The following is a 21,037-nucleotide window of genomic DNA, read 5'->3' as shown; positions in this document are numbered from 1 at the left end:
CCCGGCGTCAGCGTATGGTGACGTCGATGCAGGCGTAGAAGGCGTTGGAGGTGTCCGCGACGTTCCAGACGGCGAGCACCTTCTGCTTGCCCTTGATGCCCTGGAAGTTCACGTTGTGGGTGACCGTGGCGGGCGGCTTGGCCCCGTGGTCGTTGATCTCCGCGATCTTGCGTCCGCCGATGAAGTACTGCCAGGTGCTGGTGCGGTGCTGGGCCGTCAGCCGCCAGGTGAAGTTCTGCGAGCCGCCGACCGGGGTGGCCTTCCAGCCCTTGCTGTCGTCGTCGAGCTCCCTGAAGCGCGCGTTGCCGCCGCTACAGCTCTTGAGGCCCTTGGGTCCCTCGACGCTCTGCGGCTCCCACTTGATTTCCCCGCAGGAGACGGTGCCCGCCGCGCACTGCGCCTGGCGGCTGGCCGGGGCGTTCACATAGCCGTGGGCACTGGCCGAACTCGCGGGCAGGGTCACGACGAGCAGCGGAGCCAGCGCGGCGCCGATGGCGGTGGCGATCTTTCTCTTCTGGTGCATGTCGACTCCTTCACGGTGGGGGCCCGGCCGGGGCGGACGCGTACCGGCGCCGACGCGCGGTACGTCCGGCCCGGGAGGGCCCCGCTGGTGGGGGTGGGGTGACGCGAAGGTGTGGTGCCGACGCGCGAGGACCACGACCGCCCCGAGGTGCAGTGCCGACTCCGTGGGGAAGGCCGGATTCCCGCTCGCCAATTGGTCTAGACTTTACCGATGGGCAGGCTCCGGTCAAGGGGTCGGACATCAACTTCTGCCACCCCGATGGCCACTTGGGCCCCGCGCGAAGCCGCCCCCTCACACCTTGGGGATGTCGAAGTACCGGTTCATGCCGGCGGCCAGCCCCAGGTCACCGGAGACCTTGATCTTGCGGGTGAGGACCATCGTCACCGGGTTGCCGTTGCCCGACACCAGCCGCAGGAACTCCGCGTCGCCCAGGGTCAGCGTCAGCCGCGGCTCGGCCGTGCCGGCGCCCTCGCGGACCGTGCACACCCCGTCGGCGAGGGTCGTCTCCCAGACGGCCTCCCGCTCGCCGGTGATCCGCCAGCGGATCACCGCGTGCACCCCGGTCGCGGCGTCGGGGCGGAACTGCCGGCCCATCCGCCCGAAGACCTCGCCGAGCACCCGCTCCCGCAGCCCGCCCCGCGCCAGCTCGGTGATCTCCTTGGTGGACAGCCCCTTCACGAGCCGCGCGAACTCCTCCGGCGTGACGCTCGCGAAGTCCAGCTCGGCCAGCAGCGACCTGACGTCTCGGGCCACGGCACTCTCCTCATCGCATGATTGTTTCCCCTGCATGGTGCCCCCACGGCCGCACGCCGCGCCCGCCGGGGCCCGTACCCGGTGCGTCCCGGCTCCCCCACCGGCCACATCCGGCCGCCGGGGTCACCGTTCGCGCCGTTCCGGGAGACAACCGGCCCGCAGGGGGTTGGCGGCCCGCCTGCCGGATACCCGTCGGCCGTGCCCGCGCGGAGGCGGCCGTTGCGACGTCCCGCCTCTCCTCCCGCGCAGCACACCCGGCCAGCGGCCGCCGCCGTCCGCACGGCGCACCGGCGGGAGGGGAGGCACCCATCAGGAGGAGCATCACCATGACCGGACACCGGACCGTCCGCCGCGCGGCCCTGGCCGCCGCCCTGTCGGCCTTCGCCGTCACCGCGCCCGCCGGATCGAGCGCCACCGCCGCCCCCGCCCCGGCGCCGGCCGGTGACCGGGCCGAGGTGCCCGCCCGGGGCGGCCGTACGGACTCGGCCGTCGACCGGGTCGCCGACTTCTACGGCAGCTATCTCGACGCCGTGACCGACGTGGGGCGCGGCGAGCTGGCCCAGGCGCTGCGCGCCCACTACCTCACCCCCGAGCTGCGGGCCCGCCTGGGGAACTGGGAACAGCGGGAGCACGCGGACGGCGTGTTACGCGCCAAGGACGCCCCCACGGCCTGGCACGTCACCTACAACGACAGCGCCATGGGCCGGGCCTGGACCCGGGTCCGCCTCACCTGGGACGGCCCGGGGCAGCCGCACTCCACCCACCTGCTGGTCACCTCCGACCTCACCACCCTGCGCATCACCGACATCCAGCCGGACACCGAGCGGTAGCCGCCCGGTGCGCGGTCCCCGGAGCCCATGCGCGCACAGCCGCCGCGCCGGGCCGCGCTGTACGGCGCGTACCCGGCGCGGCGTCCCCCGAGAGCCGGTCCTCAGCAGTTCAGGTAGGCCACGTGGATCCACACTCCGGTGCGGCCGCCCCACAGGTCGCCCATGACCCAGTTGCCCTGCTGACCCCGCATGTTCAGCTTCTGGCCGGCGTTGACCTTCCCCAGGACCGGGAAGTTCTCGCCGGGCCCGCCACGGAAGTTGACCCCGTTGTCGTTGACGGTGCACACCCGGGCGGCGGCCTGCCGGGCGGCGTGCGACGGGGCGGCGGCGCCCTGCGTACGGGCGGTGGCGTGGGCGGCTCCGGTGGTCGCGACGAGCGCGCCGGTGGCGGCGGTCGCGACGGCCAGCCTGGCGATCGTCCTGGTGACTGCGGTCCTGCGCATGGTGCTGTTCCTTCCCGTTGGTACTTCCCCGCTGTGTGCGGTGGTCGCTGCCGTTGCCGGGCAGCTCCCTGTCTCACGCGATCCACCGTGCGCCGGTGCGGGCCGCCGCGGTACCTGACATCTGTCAGGGCCGCAGCAAACACGCAGGCCGGGACGGTGTCAGCGGGTGTACCGGGCGAGGTGACGGGCCACCTGGTCCACGTAGGCGCGGGTACGGGCGGGAACGCCGCCGGTCTCGATGACGACCCGGCTGCTGGTGCGGTACCCGGCGGCGATCAGCCCGGGCAGGTCGCGGCGCAGCCCGCTCGCCTTGAAGCGCTGGTCGAGCCAGCACAGGTAGGAGCCCATGGACGCGATGGCGTCGGGCGGCGACCAGTAGTCCTTGCGGCCGTCGTGGTCACCGTCCACCGCCCACGCGCGGAAGACCGCCGGCGTCCACATCGCGATGCCGAACTCGTCCTTGCGGCGCGCCCGCGGATCGAAGCCGCTCTCCGCCTTGAGCATGGCGGCGATCAGGGCGGGCGTCACCTCCTCCTCCGCACAGCGCTGCGCGGCCGTGGTGATGTACGGCCGCAGGGCCCGCGGTACGTCCGAGTCCTCCGGCAGCGCACCGGCGACGGACGCGGACGCGCGCGGCGAGGCGGACGACGACGCCCCGGCGGTGGCCGGAACCGGCCCTCCGTCGGAGGCCAGCAGCACACCGGCGCCCGCGGCCGCGGCGAGCAGCGCGGCACCGGCCGCGGTCAACACCGGGCGCCGCCCGGCGCGGCGCCGGGGGCGGGGCGCGTCGGACAGCGCCCGCACCCGCCGGGACAGTGCGGCGGCGGTGTGCCGGGCCCTGGATTCGTGGTCGGGCAGCAGGCAGTCACCGATCAGTTCACGCCATTGCGGTGGCAGGCGGCCGTCCAGCCGTAAGGGCGCGCCGCCGTGCGCGTATGTCTGGGCGGCGAGGGCGCGGGCCCGCGCGGTGCGGCCGGGGAAGGGGTGCCGGCCGCCCGTCAGCACCTGGTGGGCCAGCACGCCGTACGCCCAGATGTCGGCCGAGGGCCGCACTGTCGCGCCGCGCTGCCCGGTGCGCTGGGACCACCATTCGGGCGGTACGTGGTCGAGTGAGCCGAGCGGCGGTACGTAGGCGTGGCTGCCCTCCAGTTCGGCGGTGAGGCCGAAGTCGGCGAGCCAGACCGTGCCGTCCGGGGCGAGGAGGATGTTGGCCGGTTTCAGGTCGCCGTGCACCCAGCCGCGCCCGTGCAGATGGGCCAGCCCGTCGGCGGTCTCGCGCAGGAGCCGGGGCGCGTCCGGCAGCGGGCCGTCGGCAGCGCCGGCGAGCAGATCCCGCAGGCTGTGCGCGGCCCGGTCCATGACCAGGGCGGTGAGCCCGTCCAGCTCCGGGTGGTCCGGGTCCCCGATGGTGAGTGCGGCGTGCGTCCGTACGACGTGGGGGTGGTCGGCCTCCAGGCTGAAGCGCATCTCGCGGCGCACCAGTTCGTCCATCCACGCCCGCTGGCCCGGCGCGAGCAGGTCGGTGCGCAGGATCTTGACGGCGGCCGGGCGGCCGTCGCCGACGTGCTCGGCGGCGTACACGCTGCCCCAACTGCCCGCCCCGATGGGCCCGGCCAGCCGCCAGTCACCGACCCGGCGGCCGGGCCGGACGCCGGGCGGCGGGGTGCTGCTCGATCCGTCCACGGCGGCCCGCCCTCAGCCCGCCCGCCGCCTCACCGCCCGCCTCCCGGGGACAGCAGGGCGAGGTGCTCCTCGCGGATCAGGTCGAAGCGCAGCGCGAAGGCGACGAGTTCGTCGCGCTTGCCGCCGCGGCCCTCCGGCTCCGCCGGGCCGTCGGCACGCAGCCGCAGTTTGACCGAGGTCAGATAGTCGATGTGGTAGTTGACGGCGGAGCGGGTGAGCTGCCGGCAGGTCTCCAGCGGGCGCAGGCGCTCCAGGACGTCCCCGACGCCCGGTACGGCTCCGCTGGAGGCGTGGCGCAGGCGCGGTTCGCACAGGGCCAGCAGCACCAGGAAGTACTTGGAGGTCGGGTCGAGCGCGAAGGGGCTCATCGTCGGCTCGCCCACCCCGTCGTACGGTTCGCCGGCCAGGTAGGCGTGTTCCGGCGCGAACACCTTGAAGGCGGCCTCGCCCCCGGTGGCCGGCAGCAGGACCCGGGAGAACTCGAACGGCACCGGGGCGCCGAGCCGTCCCGGCGCGACCTTGACGTGCTCGCCGGCGCCTTCCATGTTCTCGACGACGTAGGTGACCACCCGGCTGAAATTGGACAGCCGCCAGTAGTCCTCGGCGGCGGTGAGCTGCCCGGCCAGGCGCGAGACCCCCGGGTCGGACAGCGGCACGGCGACCGGGGCGCCCGGCGCCCCGCGCCCGAAGTCCGCGGTGTCCCCCGGCCCGAGCCGCAGCAACCGCGGCCTGTCGGTGCGCCCGTGCGGCGCACCCCCCTCCGGCTCGGGCAACTGAACGATGACGGTGTCCATGGCGTTCCCCCGTTCCCGCATCGGCACGTCCACCCGTACCACGCGCCGCCGCGGCGCCCCGTCATGACAGGGCGGTGGTTTTGGCCGACCTTCTCCGCCCGGGCCGGGCGACACGCCGGCCCGCCGCGAACGTCCGCAGCGCCCGGGATCTGACGCCGTGTCCGCTCACCTGACCTGGCAGCACGGCCCGGGCGGTGGTGGGATAGGTTCGTTCGACATTCCGTTCGCCCTGGAGGTCGCAGGTATGCCCGTCGTAGTCGCCACGGTCCGGACGAAGCCCGGCGAGCTGGAGACGGCGCTCGACGTCTTCCGCTCGCACGCGCCCGCCGTCCACGAGGAGGACGGCTGTCTGCTGTACGCGGTGCACGCGGGGGAGGACCGGGTGGTGGTCGTGGAGAACTGGGCGGACGGCGCCGCGCTGGACGCCCACTCCCGGGGTGCCGCGCTCGCCGGGATCGCCGCCGGGGTGGGCGGCCTGCTCGCCGCGCCGATGGATGTCGCCGTACTGGACGCCGTCCCGATGGGCGACCCGGGCAAATCGACGCTTTAGGCACATCACGCGGAGCACCCTCCGTAAAAGCCAGGTAAATACTCCGTCAATTCGACGCCAGCGTAAGCCCGTCATTTCGGACGTTCCGCATTTTCCGCGAGCGGCCGTCGCCGTATTGCGCGCGACCGCTCCCGTCCGGATGCCTTCCGACCGGCCCCATACCCCGTCAACCAGCCGTTCCCGCGCCGCCCCGTCCCCTCCCGGCGCGGGTGTGACCTGCCGCTTCGTCGCGCCCGAATGGCGCGGGGAACGGGGTACCGCGCACCCGAGCCCCCATATCCGGCCCGCCCGGTTGGCCGAATGTCAGCGCCTCGGTAAAAGGCCCGCCAACGCGCGTTCGCACCGACTTGGAACCCTTGATCAGCGACCGTTAGCATGGAAATGGTTGTCCGGGGCAACTAACTACCCGTCATGCCCCGGAATCAAGGAGGAATCACCTATGCCCGACACCGCGCACGGCTTCCGCACCTACGTGGAGGAGAACCTCGACGCCCTGGGGTCCGACCCCGGGCGCGTGGCGCTGGTGCACCAAGGGCGACGCGTCACCGCGGGTGAGTTCCGCGCCCTCGTCCACCGCGCGGCCCGCGCGATGCGGGGTCAGGGCATCGGCCGCGGCCAGACCGTCACGCTGCTCAGCGGCAACCTGCCGGAAACCCTCGCCGCCCGCTACGCCGCCAACCTCATCGGCTGCCGGGTCAACCACCTCTACAACAAGCTCTCGGCCGACGTGCAGGCCACCATCGTCAAGGACGTGGAGACCAGCGCGCTGATCGTCGACCCCCGGTACGACGACCGCGCCGCCGAGCTGACCGCGCTGGCGCCGGTGGCGACCGTACTGACCCTGGGCCCGGCGAAGTGCGGCACCGACCTGCTGGAACTGGCGTCCGCCGAGAGCGACGAGCCGTTCCCGAGCCTCGCGCAGCCCGAGGACATCTGCACCATCCGCCACACCGGCGGCACCACCGGCCACCCCAAGGGCATCTGCACCACCTACGGGCAGGTCCGCTCCTTCGTCGCCGACAACGACGAGGACGCCGGCGACGCCAAGGTGATCTGGGAGCGCCCCTCGGACGAGGAGGCGGCCCGCCTGCTGGTGTGCACCACCCTGGCGCACGCGGGCGGCATGATGGCCGACGTCACCCTGCGCGAGGGCGGCCTCGTGGTGCTCCACGAGGACTTCGACCCGGCCGAGGTGCTCGCCACCGTCGAGCGGGAGCGCATCACCCACATGTTCCTGCTGCCGCCGCTGCTCTACCAGCTCACCGACCACCCGGACGCGGCCACCACCGACACCTCCAGCCTGCGCTGCCTGACCTACGGCGGCTGCCAGTCCTCGCCCGCCCGCATCGCCGACGCGATCCGGCGCTTCGGCCCCGTGCTGGTCCAGTTCTACGGGCAGAACGAGGCCGGCGGGATCAGCGTGCTGCCCGCCGCCGACCACGACCCGGACCGCCCGGAGCGGCTGCGGTCCGCCGGCCGCATCCTGCCCAACGTGGAGGTGGCGGTCCGCGACGAGACCGGCCGCGACCTGCCGCGCGGTGAGCACGGCGAGATCTGCATCCGCTCCGCGAGCATCATGCAGGGCTACTGGAAGCAGCCGGAGCTGACCGCCGAGGTGCTGCGCGACGGCTGGCTGCACACCGGCGACATCGGCTTCCTGGACGACGAGAACTACCTGACCATCGTCGACCGCATCAAGGACATGATCGTCGTGGTGGGCGGCCATGTGTACACCACCGAGCTGGAGGACCTCCTCAACACCCACCCGCAGGTCCTTCAGAGCGCCGTCTTCGGCGTGCGCGACGAGGACCGGATGGAACAGGTGTACGCGGCCGTGGTGCCCGCCGCCGGCGAGAGCGTCGACGAGGACAGCCTGCGCACCATGGTGCGTGAGGCGCGCGGCGCGATGTACGAGCCGACCCGCATCGAGTTCGTCGACGAGCTGCCGCTGACCGACGCCGGCAAGCCGGACAAGAAGAAGCTGCGCGAGCTGGCGACGAAGACCGCAGCCTGACCCCCGCGCGAACGCGGACCGGCCCCCGCCACACGGTGGCGGGGGCCGGTCCGCGTTCGCGGGCCCGCCGCCCCGCCCCGGGGCAGCCACCCGGAGCAGCGCACCATGCGTGCGCACCCCGCCCGTCCTACGCTCGGTACCCAGATCGTCACCACGGGCGGCCCGGCCGGGCCGCCCGACCGCGAGCACAGGCACGGAGGCTCACCCATGCCGGAGCTGTTCATCGGGGGTCAGTGGACCGCCGCGGCCGACGGGGAGGTACGCGAGATCCGCTGCCCGGCGGACGGCACGCTGGTCGCCACCGTCGACGAGGCGGGCGCCGCGGACGCGGCCGCCGCCGTCACCGCGGCCCGCGCGGCGTTCGACGACGGGCCGTGGCCGCGCACCCCGGCCGCGGAGCGCGGGGCACTGCTGCTGCGCGTGGCCGGCCTGCTGGAGCGTGACAAGGACACGTACGCGCGTGCCGAGTCCCTGGACACCGGCAAGCGGTTCGTGGAGAGCCGGTACGACATGGACGACATCGCCAACTGCTTCCGCTACTTCGGGAACCTGGTCGCGTCCGGCAACGATGGCCGGGTGGTGGACACCGGGCAGCCGGAGGTCGACAGCCGGGTGGTGTACGAGCCGGTCGGCGTCTGTTCCCTGATCACCCCGTGGAACTATCCGCTGCTGCAGACCGCCTGGAAGGTGGCCCCGGCCGTCGGCGCGGGCGACACCTTCGTCCTCAAACCCAGCGAACTGACCCCGCACACCGCGATCCTGCTGATGCAGACGCTGGTCGAGGCCGGGCTGCCGGACGGCGTGGCCAACCTCGTGCTGGGCGCCGGCGCCGCCGTCGGCGCGCCGCTGACCACCGACGAGCGGGTGGACCTGGTGTCCTTCACCGGCGGGCTGCTCACCGGGCGGAGCATCATGGCCGCCGCCGCGCCCACCGTGAAGAAGATCGCGCTGGAGCTGGGCGGCAAGAACCCCAACATCGTCTTCGCCGACACCGACTTCGACACCGCCGTCGACTACGCGCTGATGGCGGTGTTCCTGCACTCCGGGCAGGTCTGTTCGGCGGGCGCGCGGCTGCTGGTCGAGGACGGGCTGCACGACGACTTCGTGGACGAGCTGGTGCGCCGGGCACGGGCGATCCGGCTGGGCGGGCCGTTCGACGAGGACGCCCGCACCGGGCCGCTGATCTCCGCACAGCACCGCGACAAGGTGGAGAAGTACGTGGCGGCGGGCCTGGCCGAGGGCGCGGTACTGCGCTGCGGTGGCGCGCGCCCCGACGACGCGGCCCTGCGGGACGGCTTCTATTACCTGCCGACCGTGCTGGACGAGTGCTCCCCGGGTATGTCGGTGGTCCGTGACGAATCGTTTGGTCCGGTGCTGACCGTGGAGCGGTTCCGCGGTGAGGAGGAGGCCGTCGCGCTGGCCAACGACACCGTCTACGGGCTGGCCGCGGGCGTGTGGACGCAGAGCGCGGAACGTTCGCACCGGGTGGCGTCCCGGCTGCGCGCCGGCACCGTGTGGATCAACGACTTCCACCCGTACGTCCCGCAGGCCGAGTGGGGCGGCATGAAGCAGTCCGGCGTCGGGCGGGAGCTGGGCCCGGCCGGGCTCGGGGAGTACCAGGAAGCCAAGCACGTCTGGCGCAACACCGCGCCCCGGCCGCAGCGGTGGTTCGAGTGAGCGGCACCGGGCAGGCGGCGGGTGGCACCGGGCCGGACGGCGGCGAGGCGGCCGACGAGGAGACGAACGCCACCGCGCAGACCGACACCGACACCGATACCACCGACAGTTCCGACGACGACTCGCTGGCGGAACTCGGCTACAAGCCCGAACTGAAACGCACGCTGGGCAACTTCCACACCTTCGCCGCCGGCATCAGCTACATCTCGATCCTCACCGGCACCTTCCAGCTCTTCTACTTCGGCGTCAGCCACGGCGGGCCCGCCTACTGGTGGTCCTGGCCGATGGTCTTCTGCGGCCAGCTCATGGTGGCCCTGTGCTTCTGCGAACTGGCCGCCCGCTACCCGGTGGCCGGTTCGGTCTACAACTGGTCCAAGCAGATGGGCGGCCCGCACGTGGGCTGGCTCGGCGGCTGGATGATGATGACGGCGACCATGGTGTCGCTGGCCGCCGTGGCACTCGCCTACCAGGTCACGCTGCCGCAGATCTCCTCGTTCTTCCAGTTCATCGGCGACGGCTCGGGCCGGACCGACCAGGCCGCCAACGCGGTGCTCCTCGGCGCCGTCCTCGTCGTCTGCACCACCCTCATCAACGCGTTCGGCGTCAAGCTGATGGCGCAGATCAACTCCGCCGGCGTGGCCATCGAGCTGATCGCCGCGCTGGCGCTGATCGTGCTGCTGGGCGCGCACATCACCCGCCCCCCGAGCGCGGTGACCGAGACCTACGGGCTGGCGCAGGGACAGTCGCTGGGCTACCTCGGCGCCTTCCTCACCGCGTCGCTCGCCTCCGCCTACGTCATGTACGGCTTCGACACGGCGTCGTCGCTCGGCGAGGAGTCCAAGGACCCCGGCCGCAACGCGCCGCGCGCGATCCTGCGGGCCCTGTTCGCCTCGTTCCTCATCGGCGGGCTGATCCTGCTGTTCGCACTGCTGGCCACGCCCGATCTGCACGCCAGGGAACTGTCCGTGGACGGGCTCCAGTACGTCGTGCTCAACACCCTCGGCCCGACCATGGGCCAGATCATGCTGTGGTGCGTGGTCATCGCGATCACGGTGTGTGCGCTGGCCGTGCACACCGCCGGCATCCGGCTGGCGTTCGCCATGGCCCGGGACACCAACCTGCCGGCCGCCTCGCTGCTGGCCCGGGTCAGCCCGCGCTTCCAGACACCGGTGGCCCCGGCGGTGATCATCGGATGCATCGCGGTCTGCATCCTGCTGATCAACGTCAACCAGCCGCAGATCTTCTCGGTGATCACCAGCATCGCGATCATCATGATCTACGTGGCGTACCTGATGGTCACCGTACCGATGCTGATCCGCCGGCTGCGCGGCCAGTGGGAACCGGCGAAGGGAAAGTTCTCGCTGGGCAGGTTCGGACTACCCGTCAACATCCTCGCCGTACTCTGGGGCACCGCGATGGCCACCAACCTCGCCTGGCCCCGCCCCGAGGTCTACAACGCGACCGGCCCCCAGCACTGGTACCTGCGCTGGGGCGCCTTCCTGTTCGTCGGCATCGTCGCCGTCGGCGGATTCACGTACTACTGGTTCATCCAGCGCAAGCGCACGTGCGTACTGGCGGGGCATGCGGCCGAGACTCCGGGGGACGGTCCCGAGGACCAGGCGGGACCGGCCGCTCCCGTCGCGTCCTGACGCGGTCCGGCGGCCCGGACGACGACACGAGGCCCGCGCGCTCCCCCGGGAGCCCGCGGGCCTCGTCATGGGCGCTCACATCCCTCCGTATGCCCCTCCCGGAAAGCGGAATTTCGCATTCCGGCACCTCGACGTACACCTGTACCAATCTGTGACACAAATATCCGTTTCTTCAGGCAACCGATCATGCGGTGTCACCCGTCTGCATCCATGGCGGTTGCCTGCGACCGGCTCCGGGGGTCCGCGTGAGCGTGCCGGGGGCCGGGTGGTGCCCGCCTCAGCCTGTTGTGTTGCTTCGGAGGGAACCGCTCGTGCACGTCAGATCAGCCCGTCGCACAGTCCTGCTGTCCGCCGCCCTGGCGGGGGCCGCGCTGCTGACCGCGTGTGGAGCGGACGGTGGCTCGCAGACGTCGGACAAGCCTGCCGCGAAGGTGACCGTGACCCCGGCGGCGGGCAGCAAGTCCGCCGAGCTGGGGTCCCCGATATCGGTGAAGGTGGACGGCGGCAGCCTCACCTCCGTCGAGGCCAAGGACGACAAGGGCGGCAAGGTCGACGGCAAGCTGTCCGGCGACGGCTCGTCGTGGACGTCCGACGGCAAGGTCAAGCCCGGGACCACCTACACCGTGCGGACGAAGACGAAGTCGGGCGACGGCAAGGAGGCGGCCGCCGACTCGGTCTTCACCACCAAGCAGGCCGACAAGGTCAACAAGCTCACCAACACCCCGTCGAACGGGCAGACCGTCGGCACCGGCATGCCGATATCGATCCTCTTCGACCACCCGGTCGCCAAGGACCGGCGCGCCGAGATCCAAAAGGCCCTCAAGGTCAGCACGCAGCCGCAGGTGGAGGGCGCCTGGGGCTGGGTCAAGGACTGGTCGGGCAAGGACCGGATCGACTGGCGGCCGAAGACCTACTGGCCCTCCGGCACCAAGGTGAGCGTCAAGGGCGGCCTGGGCGGGATCAACTCCGGCACGGCCGGCGGCTGGTTCGCGCGCGACTACGACTTCGGGTTCACCATCGGCCCGGACCACAAGGCCGTCATCGACGTCCCGTCGCACAGCATGACCCTGTACGAGAACGGCAAGGCCGTCGACACGATCCGGGGCTCCGCGGGCTCGCCGCAGGACCCGACGCGCGGCGGCGTGCACACCGTACGCAGCAAGAACGCGGCCGAGACGATGGACTCCTCCACCATCGGCCACGGCAACGAGTGGATGCTGGACTCGAAGTGGGTGACGCACCTCACCGCGTCGGGCACCTTCCTGCACTCCGCGCCGTGGAACAAGTCGGTCGGCGTGGTCAACAACAGCCACGGCTGCTTCGGCATGACCACCTCGGACGCCAAGCGGGCCTTCGACTTCCTGACGATCGGCTCCACGGTCGAGGTGAAGAACACCACGAGCACCAAGAAGACCGACGTCGGCAACGGCCTGGAGGTCTGGCAGGAGAGCTGGGAGCAGTGGCAGCAGCGCAGCGCGGTGAAGTGACCGCCGTGCGCTCAGGGCGCGCCGGCGCCTGAGCGCGCGTGCGGAAGTGGGGCTCTCCCGGAAACGGGACGAGCCCCATCTGCGGTTGCGGACGGGTTCGGACCACACCCCCGTGCCGGTCCGAACTGTCCGCCCCGCTTCACACCAGAGTCTTTGACTCAGGTGTGAAGAATAGAGGGTCCGGGCGGTGCGTGCCAGCCCGCGGGGGTGGGAGCGCCCGACCACCCCGGCGACCGGACCACTACAGTGGAAGTCTCACGTTTGGCCTTGAAGGGAGCGCGGCGCGATGGGGGACGAGGACCGCGGGCCGGTCAGCCTGGCCGAAAAGCTGGACCGGCTGTTCCAGGAACGAAGTCGCGAGCGGGGCAAATCGCTGTCCGCGAACGATGTCGCCACCGAGATAAACATCAGGGCCGGCGAGCAGGTGATCTCCGGCAACTACATCTGGCAACTGCGCAAGGGCAAGCGGGACAACCCGACCAAGCGCCACATCGAAGCGCTCGCGGAGTACTTCGGCGTGCCCGCCGCGCACTTCCACGACCAGCGGGACGCGGGCCCCGGCGGCGCGTCGGCCGACCGGGCCGACCAGCCCCCGGAGCTGCTGGAGGCCATGCAGGACGCGGGCGTCATCGCGATGGCCGCGCGGTTCATGGACATGTCCGCCGAGTCCCGTACGGCCGTACTGGAGATGATCGACCGGGTACGGAAGCTGGAAGGGCTGCCGGATGTCGGCAGCACGACGGGCAACGGCGCCGGAAATCCGGTGGGCAACACGGGAGAATCCTGGCGCTCCGCCCGCTGATCCATGACCCTGACCGACATCCGCCCCGTGCCGTCCCCGGCCGCTGCCCCGCCCCTTGCCGGGCCGGGCGACGGGGCGGCCGGGCCCGCGGCAGCCCGCGGGCCCGCACTCGACCCCGCCCGGGAGGGGCCATCCGGCGCTGCATGAGACTGGCACGTGTACCTTTCATGGCCGAGGCCGAAGGAGAGCACGCCATGAAGTTCACACGGCGACCGGACCGTGTGCTTGCCGACTGTTCGGAACGGCTGCGGGGGCTGCACATCCCGCGCCCCTTCGAGCTGGGTGCCTTCCTGGACCGGCTCGCCGAACAGCGCGGCCGCCCGATCCATCTGGAGCCGCAGGTCACCCCGCCCGCCGGGCCGTGCGGCCTGTGGATCGCCACGGCCCGGGCCGACTACGTCTTCTACGACGCGGCCACCACCGCGCTGCACCGCGACCACATCGTGCTCCACGAGGTCGGCCACATGCTCAGCGGCCACTCCAACCTGCTCTCCGGAGAGGTCGCGCACGCCCTCGTGCCCGACCTCGACCCCGGCTCGGTCGAATCCGTCCTGGGCCGCAGCCACTACAGCGACCAGGACGAGCAGGAGGCCGAGATGCTCGCCTCACTGATCCTGCGGCGCGCCGACCGCACCCCCGCCCGCCGCCCGGCGACGTACCGGCAGGCTGAGGTCCTCAGCCGCATGGACGATGTCTTCGGCTCCCCCAAGCGACGGTAGACACCCCAGATGGTCAACGTTCTCTTCCTCTCCATAGCCGCCGTCCTGCTGCTGGCCGCCGCGTACAAGGCGCGGCCGCTGCTGCGCCGCCCGCGGCCCCGGGGCCTGGGCGCCCTGTGCGGGTTCCTGGCCGGGCTGGGGGCCTCGCTGGTGTTCCTGACACCGGTGGTCGGCGACGCGCTGAGCGTCGTCACCCCCAAGCTGGGCCGGCTGCTCGGCAACTGCAGCACGCTGGGCGCCGCCACCTGCATCTCGATCCTGCTGCTGCGCTTCAACGAGGAGCCGCCGGACGCGGACCGCAAGGCGCGCCACCGGCTCGTCTCGCTGGGTGTCGTCCTGGTCGCGATGGCCGTTCTCTTCTTCTCCTCGCCGGTGGACGACTCCCCCGGCGCGCCCACCTTCGGCGAGCTGCCGCGCACCGAGCCGCTGCTCAACATCTACGTGCTGGTGTTCACCGCGCACCTCGGCGCGGCCATCGTCGACCTGCTGCGCCAGGCACTGCGCTACTCCCGGCACGCGCCGCGCACCAGCCTGCGTTACGGGCTGCGCGTCATCGCCGCGGGCTGCGCGCTCGGCATGGTCTACATCGGCTACAAGATCGTCCATGTCGTCGGGCTGTGGACCGACGCCGCGTGGCTGCCGCCCGAGCAACTGTGCAGCTCCCTGGTGACGCCGGCGACCTGCACGTTCAGCGTCGGGCTGCCCGCCATCTGCAGCCTGCTGCTGGTCATCGGCGTGCTGCTGCCCGCCGTCGGCCCGGCCCTGGCCTGGCCCTGGCGGCGGATCCGCCTGTGGCACCTGCACCGCGGACTGCGCCCGCTGTGGGCCGCGCTGTCGGCGGCGGTGCCGGAGATCCAGCTCACCGCCACCGAGAACCGCTACGCGGCGCCCGACCCCGAGTTCCGGCTCTACCGCCGGGTGATCGAGATACGGGACGGGATGCTGGCGCTGCGCCCGCACCGCAGCGACGCGGTGCGCCGCGCCGCCGAGGAACGGCTGCGGGCCGGCGGGGCCGACGCGCGCGAACTGGACGCCGGGATCGAGGCGGCGGTGCTGGCCGCGGCGCTGGAGTCCCGGCGGGACGGCGGCGCCCCCGCCCACGCGGTCAGCGCCGAGGACGCCACGCTGACCCGCCCCGAACTGACCAGCCTGATCGACGAGGCCCGCTGGCTGCGCAGGGTCTCGCACGCCTTCGTGTCGTCCGGCGCCGGCCCCGCGCCGTCCGAGCCGTCCCGGCCCGCCGCAGGAATCTGAGGTCGAACATGAGCCACCCCATGGAGTCGCCGGAGTTCTTCCGCGATCCGTACCCGCTGCTCGCCGCGCTGCGCGAGCGTGGCCCCGTCCAGCAGGTACGGTCCGGGCCGCACGGCGCGACCTGGCTGGTCACCGGGTGGGCCGAGGCCCGTACCGCACTGGCGGAGCCCCGGCTGTCCAAGGACACCACCCGCTACTTCGCGGACAAGCCGTCCCGGCGCAATCTGGCTCCCGCCGTCAGCGCCACCATGCTGGCCACCGACCCACCGGACCACACCCGGCTGCGCAAGCTGGCCATGAAGGCGTTCACCCCGGCCGCGGTGGCCCGCCTGGAGCCGCGGGTGGCCGAGACCGCGCACGGCCTGCTGGAGCGGATGGCCGCGCGCGGCGGCACGGCCGACCTCGTCGAGGACTTCGCCGTGCCCCTGCCCATCGAGGTCATCAGCGACCTGCTCGGCGTTCCCCGCGAGGACCGCGCCGCGCTGCGCCGCTGGTCCAACGACCTGTTCGCGGCCGGCGCCCCCGACACCATCGACGCCGCCTCCCACGCGATCAGCGACTACATGACGGCCCTCATCGCCGCCAAGCGCGCCGACGGGGCCGGGGCGGCCGACGGCCGGGACGGCGGCGCGGCCCGCCCCGGGGCGCCCGGTCGCGACCTGCTGAGCGACCTGATCGCCGCGCGCGACGAGGACGACCGGCTCAGCGAGGCCGAACTGGTCTCGCTGGCCGTCCTCCTGGTCGTCGCCGGGCACGAGACCACCACCAACCTGATCGGCAACGGCGCGCTCGCCCTCCTGCGGGACGACGCGCTCCGTACGCGGCTGCGCCAGGACCCGGCGCTGATCCCGGCCGCCGTGGAGGAGCTGCTGCGGTACGACTCCCCGATCACCACGGCCACCTTCCGCTACGCGGCCGAACCGCTCACCCTCGGCGGCGCCGAAATCGCCGCGGGTGACGTGGTGCTGGTCTCACCGGGCGCCGCCAACCGCGACCCCGCCCGCTTCACCGACCCCGACACCCTCGACCCCGACCGCTCCGCCGGCCACCTCTCCTTCGGTCACGGCCCCCACCACTGCCTCGGCGCCCCGCTGGCCCGCCTGGAAGCCCGTATCGCCTTCCACGCCCTCCTCACCCGCTGCCCGGACCTGCGCCTGGCCGCACCGCCCGCGGAACTCCCCTGGCGCCACACCCGTCTGATGCGCGGTCCGGCCCACCTGCCGGTCACCGGCGCGGGCTGATCCCCGCACCGGGCCCGCGCCCGGGCCCGGTGCGGGTGCGCGGGTGTCTCACTCCTGCGACGCGAAGGTCTCCACCGCGCGGCAGACCGCGGCCGCGTGGTCGGCGAGGTAGAAGTGGCCGCCGGTGAAGGTCTCCTCGTGGTATTCGGCGATGGTGTGGGCCTTCCAGGCAGCCGCTTCCTCGCGGGTCACGCGCGGGTCCGCGTCGCCGGTGAGGCACAGGAGCGGGATGTCGAGGACGGCGTCGGCGGCGGGCCGGTACGTCTCGATCACGCGGTAGTCGTTGCGGATCGCCGGGAGGATCAGCCGCACGATGTCCGGGTCGTCGAGGAGCTGGCTGTGGGTGCCGTCCAGGCGGCCGACCTCGGCGAGGAGTTCCGCGTCGGTGGCCTGGTGGAGGTACTTCTCCGCCCGGAACATCGAGGGCGCGCGGCGGCCGGAGACGACGAGCCGGCGCGGCGCGGGCCGCCCGAGGTCCGCGAGCCGCCTGGCGGTCTCGAAGGCGACGGACGCGCCCATGCTGTGCCCGAAGAGCACCAGCGGGGTGGTGTCGTAGGGGCTCAGGCAGCCGACCACCTCATCGGCGAGCCCCTCCACGGAGGTGACGAACGGGTCGTTCCACCGGTCCTGGCGCCCCGGGTACTGGATCGCCGACACGTCGAGATGGCCGCCGAGGTGGGCGGCGAACGGGCGGTAGTACGAGGCGGATCCCCCGGCGTGCGGGAAGAAGATGAGGTGGGCGGCGGGCCGCGGCCCCCGGCGTACGTCCCGTATCCAAGCGTTCTTCCCCGTCATGTGTGCATGCTCCTGTGCTGGTGGGTCCGGTGGTCATCCTTGACGCGTCCGCGTGCGGGCCGGCCGGACCGCCACGGACGAGTCAAGGATGACGGGTCCGGGCGTGCCGGGCCAGCAGGAAATTGATCAAGAAGGTCGGGAACCCGCGCGCCCCGGCCGGAGGAGGCCCGGACCGTCTGCTCAGCGCGCCAGCGCCGCGGCCCCCGCCGCCGCCTGTTCGGCGGCCCGCGCCCGGGCCGCGGCCGACTTGGCGGTCTCGCCGAGTTGGTCGGCGAGGCGGGCCTGGGCCAGCCAGTTGTACGGGCAGACCGGGCGCAGGCTGATGCGTTCACTGAGCAGGGTGCGGGCCGTGTCGTCGCGTCCCGCGCGCAGCGCGGCCTCCAGCAGCGTCTTCTGTACGGCGTCCCGCTGGGCGTGGCTGCCGCCGAAGGTGTGCAGGCGGTAGCGGAGGGGGGCCAGGAGGTCGACGGCCTGCCCGTACCGGCCCTGGCCGTAGGCGATCAGGGCGCGGCAGACGGGCAGGCCGATCCCCGCGGTCATGGCGGCGTTGGACAGTCCCGGCCGGGTGCGGCCGAGCCACGCCTCGCGCTCCGCGACGAGGCGTTCGGCGTCGGCGATGCGGTCGGCGCCGACGTACGCCATGACGGCGTGCACGTCGTTGAAGGCGTAGTACGGCGGGTCCTGGCGGGCGGCCCAGGCGTCGGCGAGGCGGTTCCAGCGGGGTCCGGCGCCGCGGTCGGCGAGCAGGAGCCGCCACAGGAGGGCCGAGGCGTCGAGGAGTTCCATGGCGAGGCCCGGTGATTCCTCGTGGTGCAGTACGGCGTCGTAGATCTCCAGTACCCGGCCGGTGTCGCCGGCTTCGAGGGCGTAGAGGCAGTAGTGCCACCAGTTGTGGACGTTGAGGTAGTTGCCGGCGGCCCAGTCCTCCATGCGGGCGTCCAGGAAGCGGATGCCCTCCGCGAACCGGCCCTGCATCTCGTACGTGTGCACGACCGCGTGGATGCCCCACACGTCGCGGGGGTTGCGCCGGACGGCTGCCAGTCCGGCTTCCGCCGAGCGGGTGTAGTGGCCCGACTCCTCCAGGCCGAAGGCGTACATGCCCAGGAGGGGACCGTAGTGCGGGTCGTCCTCGGGCCAGGCGGTGAGCGCGCCGCCGACGCGGTCGCGCAGGCGGGCCGCGTCGCCGGTGAGGAAGTCGATCTGGTGGCCGGCGGCGAGCGCGAGCGCGTCGCGCGGGAAGGCGACGGTCAGTTCGCCGAGCACCTGCCCGGCGTGGTGGATGTCACCGTCCAGCCAGGAGGTGGCGGCGGCGATGTGCATCCGTTCGCGGGGCGTCGGCTCCTCGGCGGGCAGGCCGTCCGTGAAGCGGGTGAACGCGTCCTTGGCGGCGCTGGCGTCCTTCTCCTCCGTGCCCAGCAGGCCGAGGTAGGCGGCGAGGACGTTGCCCATGACGGACTGCGGGGCGGTCTCCAGGACCGCCTGGGACGCGGCGGCGACCGCCCCGCGGAAGAAGAGCAGTTCGCGCAGCGCGTTCTCGTAGTGGGACACGGCTTCCGTGCCGGTCCGGGACATCGTGTGACCGTGCCGGTCACGCACCGTTCGCGGCATCATCGGCTCCTCACGGCACTCTGGCGTCACTTCCTCCCCCAGCCTTACCTTGTCGGGGGTAGGAATTCTGTTCGATCACCTTGTCATGTCCTGGACTTGAGACCACAGACAGCTCACAGACAAGAGGTGCGCCTTGTTCCTTCCCCACAGACCGGCCCGCCCATACCACGGCAAGGGCGGCAGACTGGGTGTTCTCGCCCTCCTCCTCGGTGTCCTGGCCTCCGTCGCCGCCGGCCCCGCCCGGGCGGCCCCCGATGCCGCGCCGGCGGCCCGGCCCCCGCTCGTGCGGCCCGTCGACCCGCAGAACTGGCGCAATCCCGACGACATGACCTGGGCCGAATACCGTTCGGTCCCCGGGACGAACTGGGCCGACCCGGCCGTCAAACCCACCCGGCGCATGTTCAAGGGCGCGCTCGTGCTGCTGGACTACCCGGACGAGGAGTTCAGCGTCAGCAAGCCCGCCGGCTCCTCCGTCTTCGGCAACCCGCAGCCCAGCGCCCACGACATTCCCCGCGCGCGGGTGCCCGCGTTCTACCGGGACTTCCTGAACAAGCCGGGCAAGCTCAACCACGGCCACACCATCAACGAGTACTGGATGGAGGACTCCGGCGGCCGGCTCGGCGTCGAGCTGACGTCCTTCGGCGTCTACCGGATGCCGTACGCGTCGTACCGGTACGGCATCGAGCCGTCCATGAACCCGGGCGCCTGCCCCGTCGGCGACACCTGCGGCAAGAACATCCGCACCGACGGCAGGGCCGCCTGGACCGCCGACGTGGGCGACGCGGAGACCAAGAAGTACGACTTCGTCTTCTACCTGACCGCCGGCCAGGACGAGTCCGCCGCCTGGCAGGAGTTCGGGCAGATGAAGTTCGCCTCGCCCGAGGAGGTCCCGGCCGCCTGGGGGCCGCCTTCCCCCATCCAGGGCGGCGGGAACGCCGCCCGTACCCGCTACGTGCCGTGGACCTCCTGGAAGGCCGCCGCCCGGATCTGGCCGAACGCCGAGGCCGGCTCCTCCACCCAGGCCGAGAGCTCCGGCATGGCCGTGTACGCGCACGAGTTGAGCCACATCCTGGGCATCGCGGACAACTACAACAACCCGTACGGCACACCGCTGCGCCGCGCCTACACCGGCATCTGGAGCATGCTCTCGCGCGGCTCCTTCAACGGGCCGGGCGGCCCGCACACCCGCTGGCAGATACCGGCCGCCCACGGTGCCTCGATGGGCTCGCAGCACGTCCTGCGCGACAAACTCAAGCTCGGCATCGTCGACGGGAAGAACGTGCTGCGGCTGGACCGGGACGCGCTGAAGACGTCCGGCGTCGCGGTCGCCAAGGTCACCGCGCGCTCCGCGCCGCCCGGCGCCGGGGGCCTGTCCGGCGTCACCATCACGCTGGGCCGGGATCTGGAACCGCCCTGCTCCCCCGCGTCCGACCCGCTGTGCGACGGCGGCGGCTACGACAACTACACCGTCGAGGTCGTCGACCGGATGGGCATGGACTCCTTCACCCCGGACAACGGGGTCCTGCTCGCCAAGACCAAGAACGAGGACCGGGCCCCGTTCGCGTGGGTGGTCGACGCCCACCCGGAGGACATCCGCATGGTGGACTTCCGGCGCCCCGACGGCACCCCGCAGATGATCACCATGGGTGACTACCGGCAGCTCAGCGACGCGCTGTTCCACGCGGGCCCGGACTCCGGCAGCGAGTACGAGTACGTCGACGAGGCCAACCGGCTGCACTTCTACGTGCTGGACATCGAGCGGGACGCCAAGGGCGTGCTCAGCTACACCGTCGCCGTCCGGTCCCTGGACGGCGCGGGCCCCCATCGCCGCGGCGTGGAGCTGCGGCGCGGCACGGCACACGGCGAGCCCGCCGGGGGCCGGGCCGTGTGCACCTTCCCGCTGACCAACACCGGCCGCCCGGGTAGCGGGGGCGCGCACCTGGACTCCGACGTGTACCGGCTCTCGGCCACCGTCACCGGGCGCGGCTGGTCCGCCTGGCTGCCGAACCGGCTCGCCACCGCGAAGGCCGGCGGCACGGTGCGCGTCCCGGTCGCCGTCACGGCGGAGCCGGGCGCCGCCGGGCACGGCCGGGTCGTCCTGAAGGCCCGCTCCGAGAGCGATCCGCGCAAGTCCGCACGGGCCGTCTGCACGCCGTCCCGCTGATCCGGCGTACGGGCCGTGCCGCTCACCCCGGGTGAGCGGCACGGTGGCCGG

Annotated in this window: 18 protein-coding genes; 11 read left to right on the top strand and 7 right to left on the bottom strand. The window is 72.6% G+C overall.

What is annotated here, in order from left to right; all coding sequences use genetic code 11:
• Positions 1-7 precede the first annotated feature (7 nt).
• Both ACH4EB_RS07085 and ACH4EB_RS07080 read right to left on the bottom strand, forming a co-directional pair.
• Complete coding sequence (locus tag ACH4EB_RS07085) at positions 8-523, bottom strand: lytic polysaccharide monooxygenase auxiliary activity family 9 protein (protein WP_398346306.1); 516 nt, start codon at positions 521-523, stop codon at positions 8-10.
• Between the two features lie 291 nt (positions 524-814).
• On the bottom strand, positions 815-1,312 hold the full coding sequence (locus ACH4EB_RS07080) for an SCP2 sterol-binding domain-containing protein (protein ID WP_398346305.1): 498 nt from the start codon (positions 1,310-1,312) through the stop codon (positions 815-817).
• Between the two features lie 290 nt (positions 1,313-1,602).
• On the opposite strand from ACH4EB_RS07080, the gene ACH4EB_RS07075 reads away from it, so the two are divergent.
• Positions 1,603-2,106, top strand: a complete 504-nt coding sequence (locus ACH4EB_RS07075; protein WP_398346304.1) for a hypothetical protein — start codon at positions 1,603-1,605, stop codon at positions 2,104-2,106.
• A gap of 101 nt (positions 2,107-2,207) precedes the next feature.
• Here the strand turns inward: ACH4EB_RS07075 and ACH4EB_RS07070 are convergent, their stop codons facing one another.
• From ACH4EB_RS07070 to ACH4EB_RS07060, 3 genes are all read right to left on the bottom strand, one after another.
• On the bottom strand, positions 2,208-2,549 hold the full coding sequence (locus tag ACH4EB_RS07070; RefSeq protein ID WP_398346303.1) for an SH3 domain-containing protein: 342 nt from the start codon (positions 2,547-2,549) through the stop codon (positions 2,208-2,210).
• Between the two features lie 159 nt (positions 2,550-2,708).
• Positions 2,709-4,232, bottom strand: coding sequence for a protein kinase (locus ACH4EB_RS07065; RefSeq protein ID WP_398346302.1), 1,524 nt, complete (start codon positions 4,230-4,232; stop codon positions 2,709-2,711).
• 29 nt (positions 4,233-4,261) lie between these two features.
• Positions 4,262-5,026: a serine/threonine protein kinase gene (locus ACH4EB_RS07060; protein WP_398346452.1), complete on the bottom strand. Its 765-nt coding sequence runs from the start codon at positions 5,024-5,026 to the stop codon at positions 4,262-4,264.
• Positions 5,027-5,183: 157 nt separating this feature from the next.
• Here ACH4EB_RS07060 and ACH4EB_RS07055 point away from each other — a divergent pair, with 157 nt between their 5' ends.
• The 9 genes from ACH4EB_RS07055 to ACH4EB_RS07015 all read left to right on the top strand — a co-directional run bounded on the left by ACH4EB_RS07055 (position 5,184) and on the right by ACH4EB_RS07015 (position 16,419).
• Positions 5,184-5,576, top strand: a complete 393-nt coding sequence (locus tag ACH4EB_RS07055; RefSeq protein WP_398346300.1) for a putative quinol monooxygenase — start codon at positions 5,184-5,186, stop codon at positions 5,574-5,576.
• 439 nt (positions 5,577-6,015) lie between these two features.
• A complete protein-coding gene (locus ACH4EB_RS07050) occupies positions 6,016-7,590 on the top strand; it encodes an AMP-binding protein (protein WP_398346299.1) in 1,575 nt (524 codons plus the stop codon).
• Between the two features lie 207 nt (positions 7,591-7,797).
• Positions 7,798-9,267 carry an aldehyde dehydrogenase family protein gene (locus tag ACH4EB_RS07045; protein WP_398346298.1) on the top strand — a complete coding sequence of 490 codons (1,470 nt, stop codon included), beginning with the start codon at positions 7,798-7,800 and terminating at the stop codon, positions 9,265-9,267.
• On the top strand, positions 9,264-10,916 hold the full coding sequence (locus ACH4EB_RS07040; RefSeq protein WP_398346296.1) for an APC family permease: 1,653 nt from the start codon (positions 9,264-9,266) through the stop codon (positions 10,914-10,916). The genes ACH4EB_RS07045 and ACH4EB_RS07040 overlap by 4 nt, the downstream gene beginning before the upstream one ends.
• Before the next feature lie 311 nt (positions 10,917-11,227).
• Complete coding sequence (locus ACH4EB_RS07035) at positions 11,228-12,403, top strand: Ig-like domain-containing protein (protein WP_398346295.1); 1,176 nt, start codon at positions 11,228-11,230, stop codon at positions 12,401-12,403.
• 286 nt (positions 12,404-12,689) lie between these two features.
• Complete coding sequence (locus tag ACH4EB_RS07030; protein ID WP_398346294.1) at positions 12,690-13,205, top strand: helix-turn-helix domain-containing protein; 516 nt, start codon at positions 12,690-12,692, stop codon at positions 13,203-13,205.
• Between the two features lie 194 nt (positions 13,206-13,399).
• Positions 13,400-13,924, top strand: a complete 525-nt coding sequence (locus ACH4EB_RS07025; RefSeq protein ID WP_398346293.1) for a hypothetical protein — start codon at positions 13,400-13,402, stop codon at positions 13,922-13,924.
• A gap of 9 nt (positions 13,925-13,933) precedes the next feature.
• On the top strand, positions 13,934-15,178 hold the full coding sequence (locus ACH4EB_RS07020; protein ID WP_398346292.1) for an MAB_1171c family putative transporter: 1,245 nt from the start codon (positions 13,934-13,936) through the stop codon (positions 15,176-15,178).
• Positions 15,179-15,186: 8 nt separating this feature from the next.
• Entirely contained in the window at positions 15,187-16,419 is a 1,233-nt protein-coding gene (locus ACH4EB_RS07015) for a cytochrome P450 (RefSeq protein ID WP_398346291.1), read from the top strand.
• A gap of 48 nt (positions 16,420-16,467) precedes the next feature.
• Here the strand turns inward: ACH4EB_RS07015 and ACH4EB_RS07010 are convergent, their stop codons facing one another.
• Both ACH4EB_RS07010 and ACH4EB_RS07005 read right to left on the bottom strand, forming a co-directional pair.
• Entirely contained in the window at positions 16,468-17,214 is a 747-nt protein-coding gene (locus tag ACH4EB_RS07010) for a thioesterase II family protein (RefSeq protein WP_398346290.1), read from the bottom strand.
• Positions 17,215-17,394: 180 nt separating this feature from the next.
• A complete protein-coding gene (locus ACH4EB_RS07005) occupies positions 17,395-18,786 on the bottom strand; it encodes a tetratricopeptide repeat protein (RefSeq protein WP_398346289.1) in 1,392 nt (463 codons plus the stop codon).
• A 169-nt stretch (positions 18,787-18,955) separates the two neighbouring features.
• Between ACH4EB_RS07005 and ACH4EB_RS07000 the strand changes: the two genes are divergently transcribed.
• Positions 18,956-20,986, top strand: coding sequence for a M6 family metalloprotease domain-containing protein (locus ACH4EB_RS07000; protein WP_398346288.1), 2,031 nt, complete (start codon positions 18,956-18,958; stop codon positions 20,984-20,986).
• The last annotated feature ends 51 nt before the right edge of the window (positions 20,987-21,037 follow it).

The sequence above is a fragment of the Streptomyces sp. NPDC018045 genome (genome assembly GCF_044327445.1).
Lineage (GTDB): Bacteria > Actinomycetota > Actinomycetes > Streptomycetales > Streptomycetaceae > Streptomyces.
This window is presented reverse-complemented; position numbering and strand designations above follow the sequence as displayed.

Bases quoted from the DNA above. Each gene is read 5' to 3' on its own strand.
- ACH4EB_RS07085 (WP_398346306.1), bottom strand. From the start codon at position 523: ATGCACCAGAAGAGAAAGATCGCCACCGCCATCGGCGCCGCGCTGGCT.
- ACH4EB_RS07080 (WP_398346305.1), bottom strand. From the start codon at position 1,312: ATGCAGGGGAAACAATCATGCGATGAGGAGAGTGCCGTGGCCCGAGAC.
- ACH4EB_RS07075 (WP_398346304.1), top strand. From the start codon at position 1,603: ATGACCGGACACCGGACCGTCCGCCGCGCGGCCCTGGCCGCCGCCCTG.
- ACH4EB_RS07070 (WP_398346303.1), bottom strand. From the start codon at position 2,549: ATGCGCAGGACCGCAGTCACCAGGACGATCGCCAGGCTGGCCGTCGCG.
- ACH4EB_RS07060 (WP_398346452.1), bottom strand. From the start codon at position 5,026: ATGGACACCGTCATCGTTCAGTTGCCCGAGCCGGAGGGGGGTGCGCCG.
- ACH4EB_RS07050 (WP_398346299.1), top strand. From the start codon at position 6,016: ATGCCCGACACCGCGCACGGCTTCCGCACCTACGTGGAGGAGAACCTC.
- ACH4EB_RS07045 (WP_398346298.1), top strand. From the start codon at position 7,798: ATGCCGGAGCTGTTCATCGGGGGTCAGTGGACCGCCGCGGCCGACGGG.
- ACH4EB_RS07030 (WP_398346294.1), top strand. From the start codon at position 12,690: ATGGGGGACGAGGACCGCGGGCCGGTCAGCCTGGCCGAAAAGCTGGAC.
- ACH4EB_RS07025 (WP_398346293.1), top strand. From the start codon at position 13,400: ATGAAGTTCACACGGCGACCGGACCGTGTGCTTGCCGACTGTTCGGAA.
- ACH4EB_RS07020 (WP_398346292.1), top strand. From the start codon at position 13,934: ATGGTCAACGTTCTCTTCCTCTCCATAGCCGCCGTCCTGCTGCTGGCC.
- ACH4EB_RS07015 (WP_398346291.1), top strand. From the start codon at position 15,187: ATGAGCCACCCCATGGAGTCGCCGGAGTTCTTCCGCGATCCGTACCCG.
- ACH4EB_RS07010 (WP_398346290.1), bottom strand. From the start codon at position 17,214: ATGACGGGGAAGAACGCTTGGATACGGGACGTACGCCGGGGGCCGCGG.
- ACH4EB_RS07005 (WP_398346289.1), bottom strand. From the start codon at position 18,786: ATGTCCCGGACCGGCACGGAAGCCGTGTCCCACTACGAGAACGCGCTG.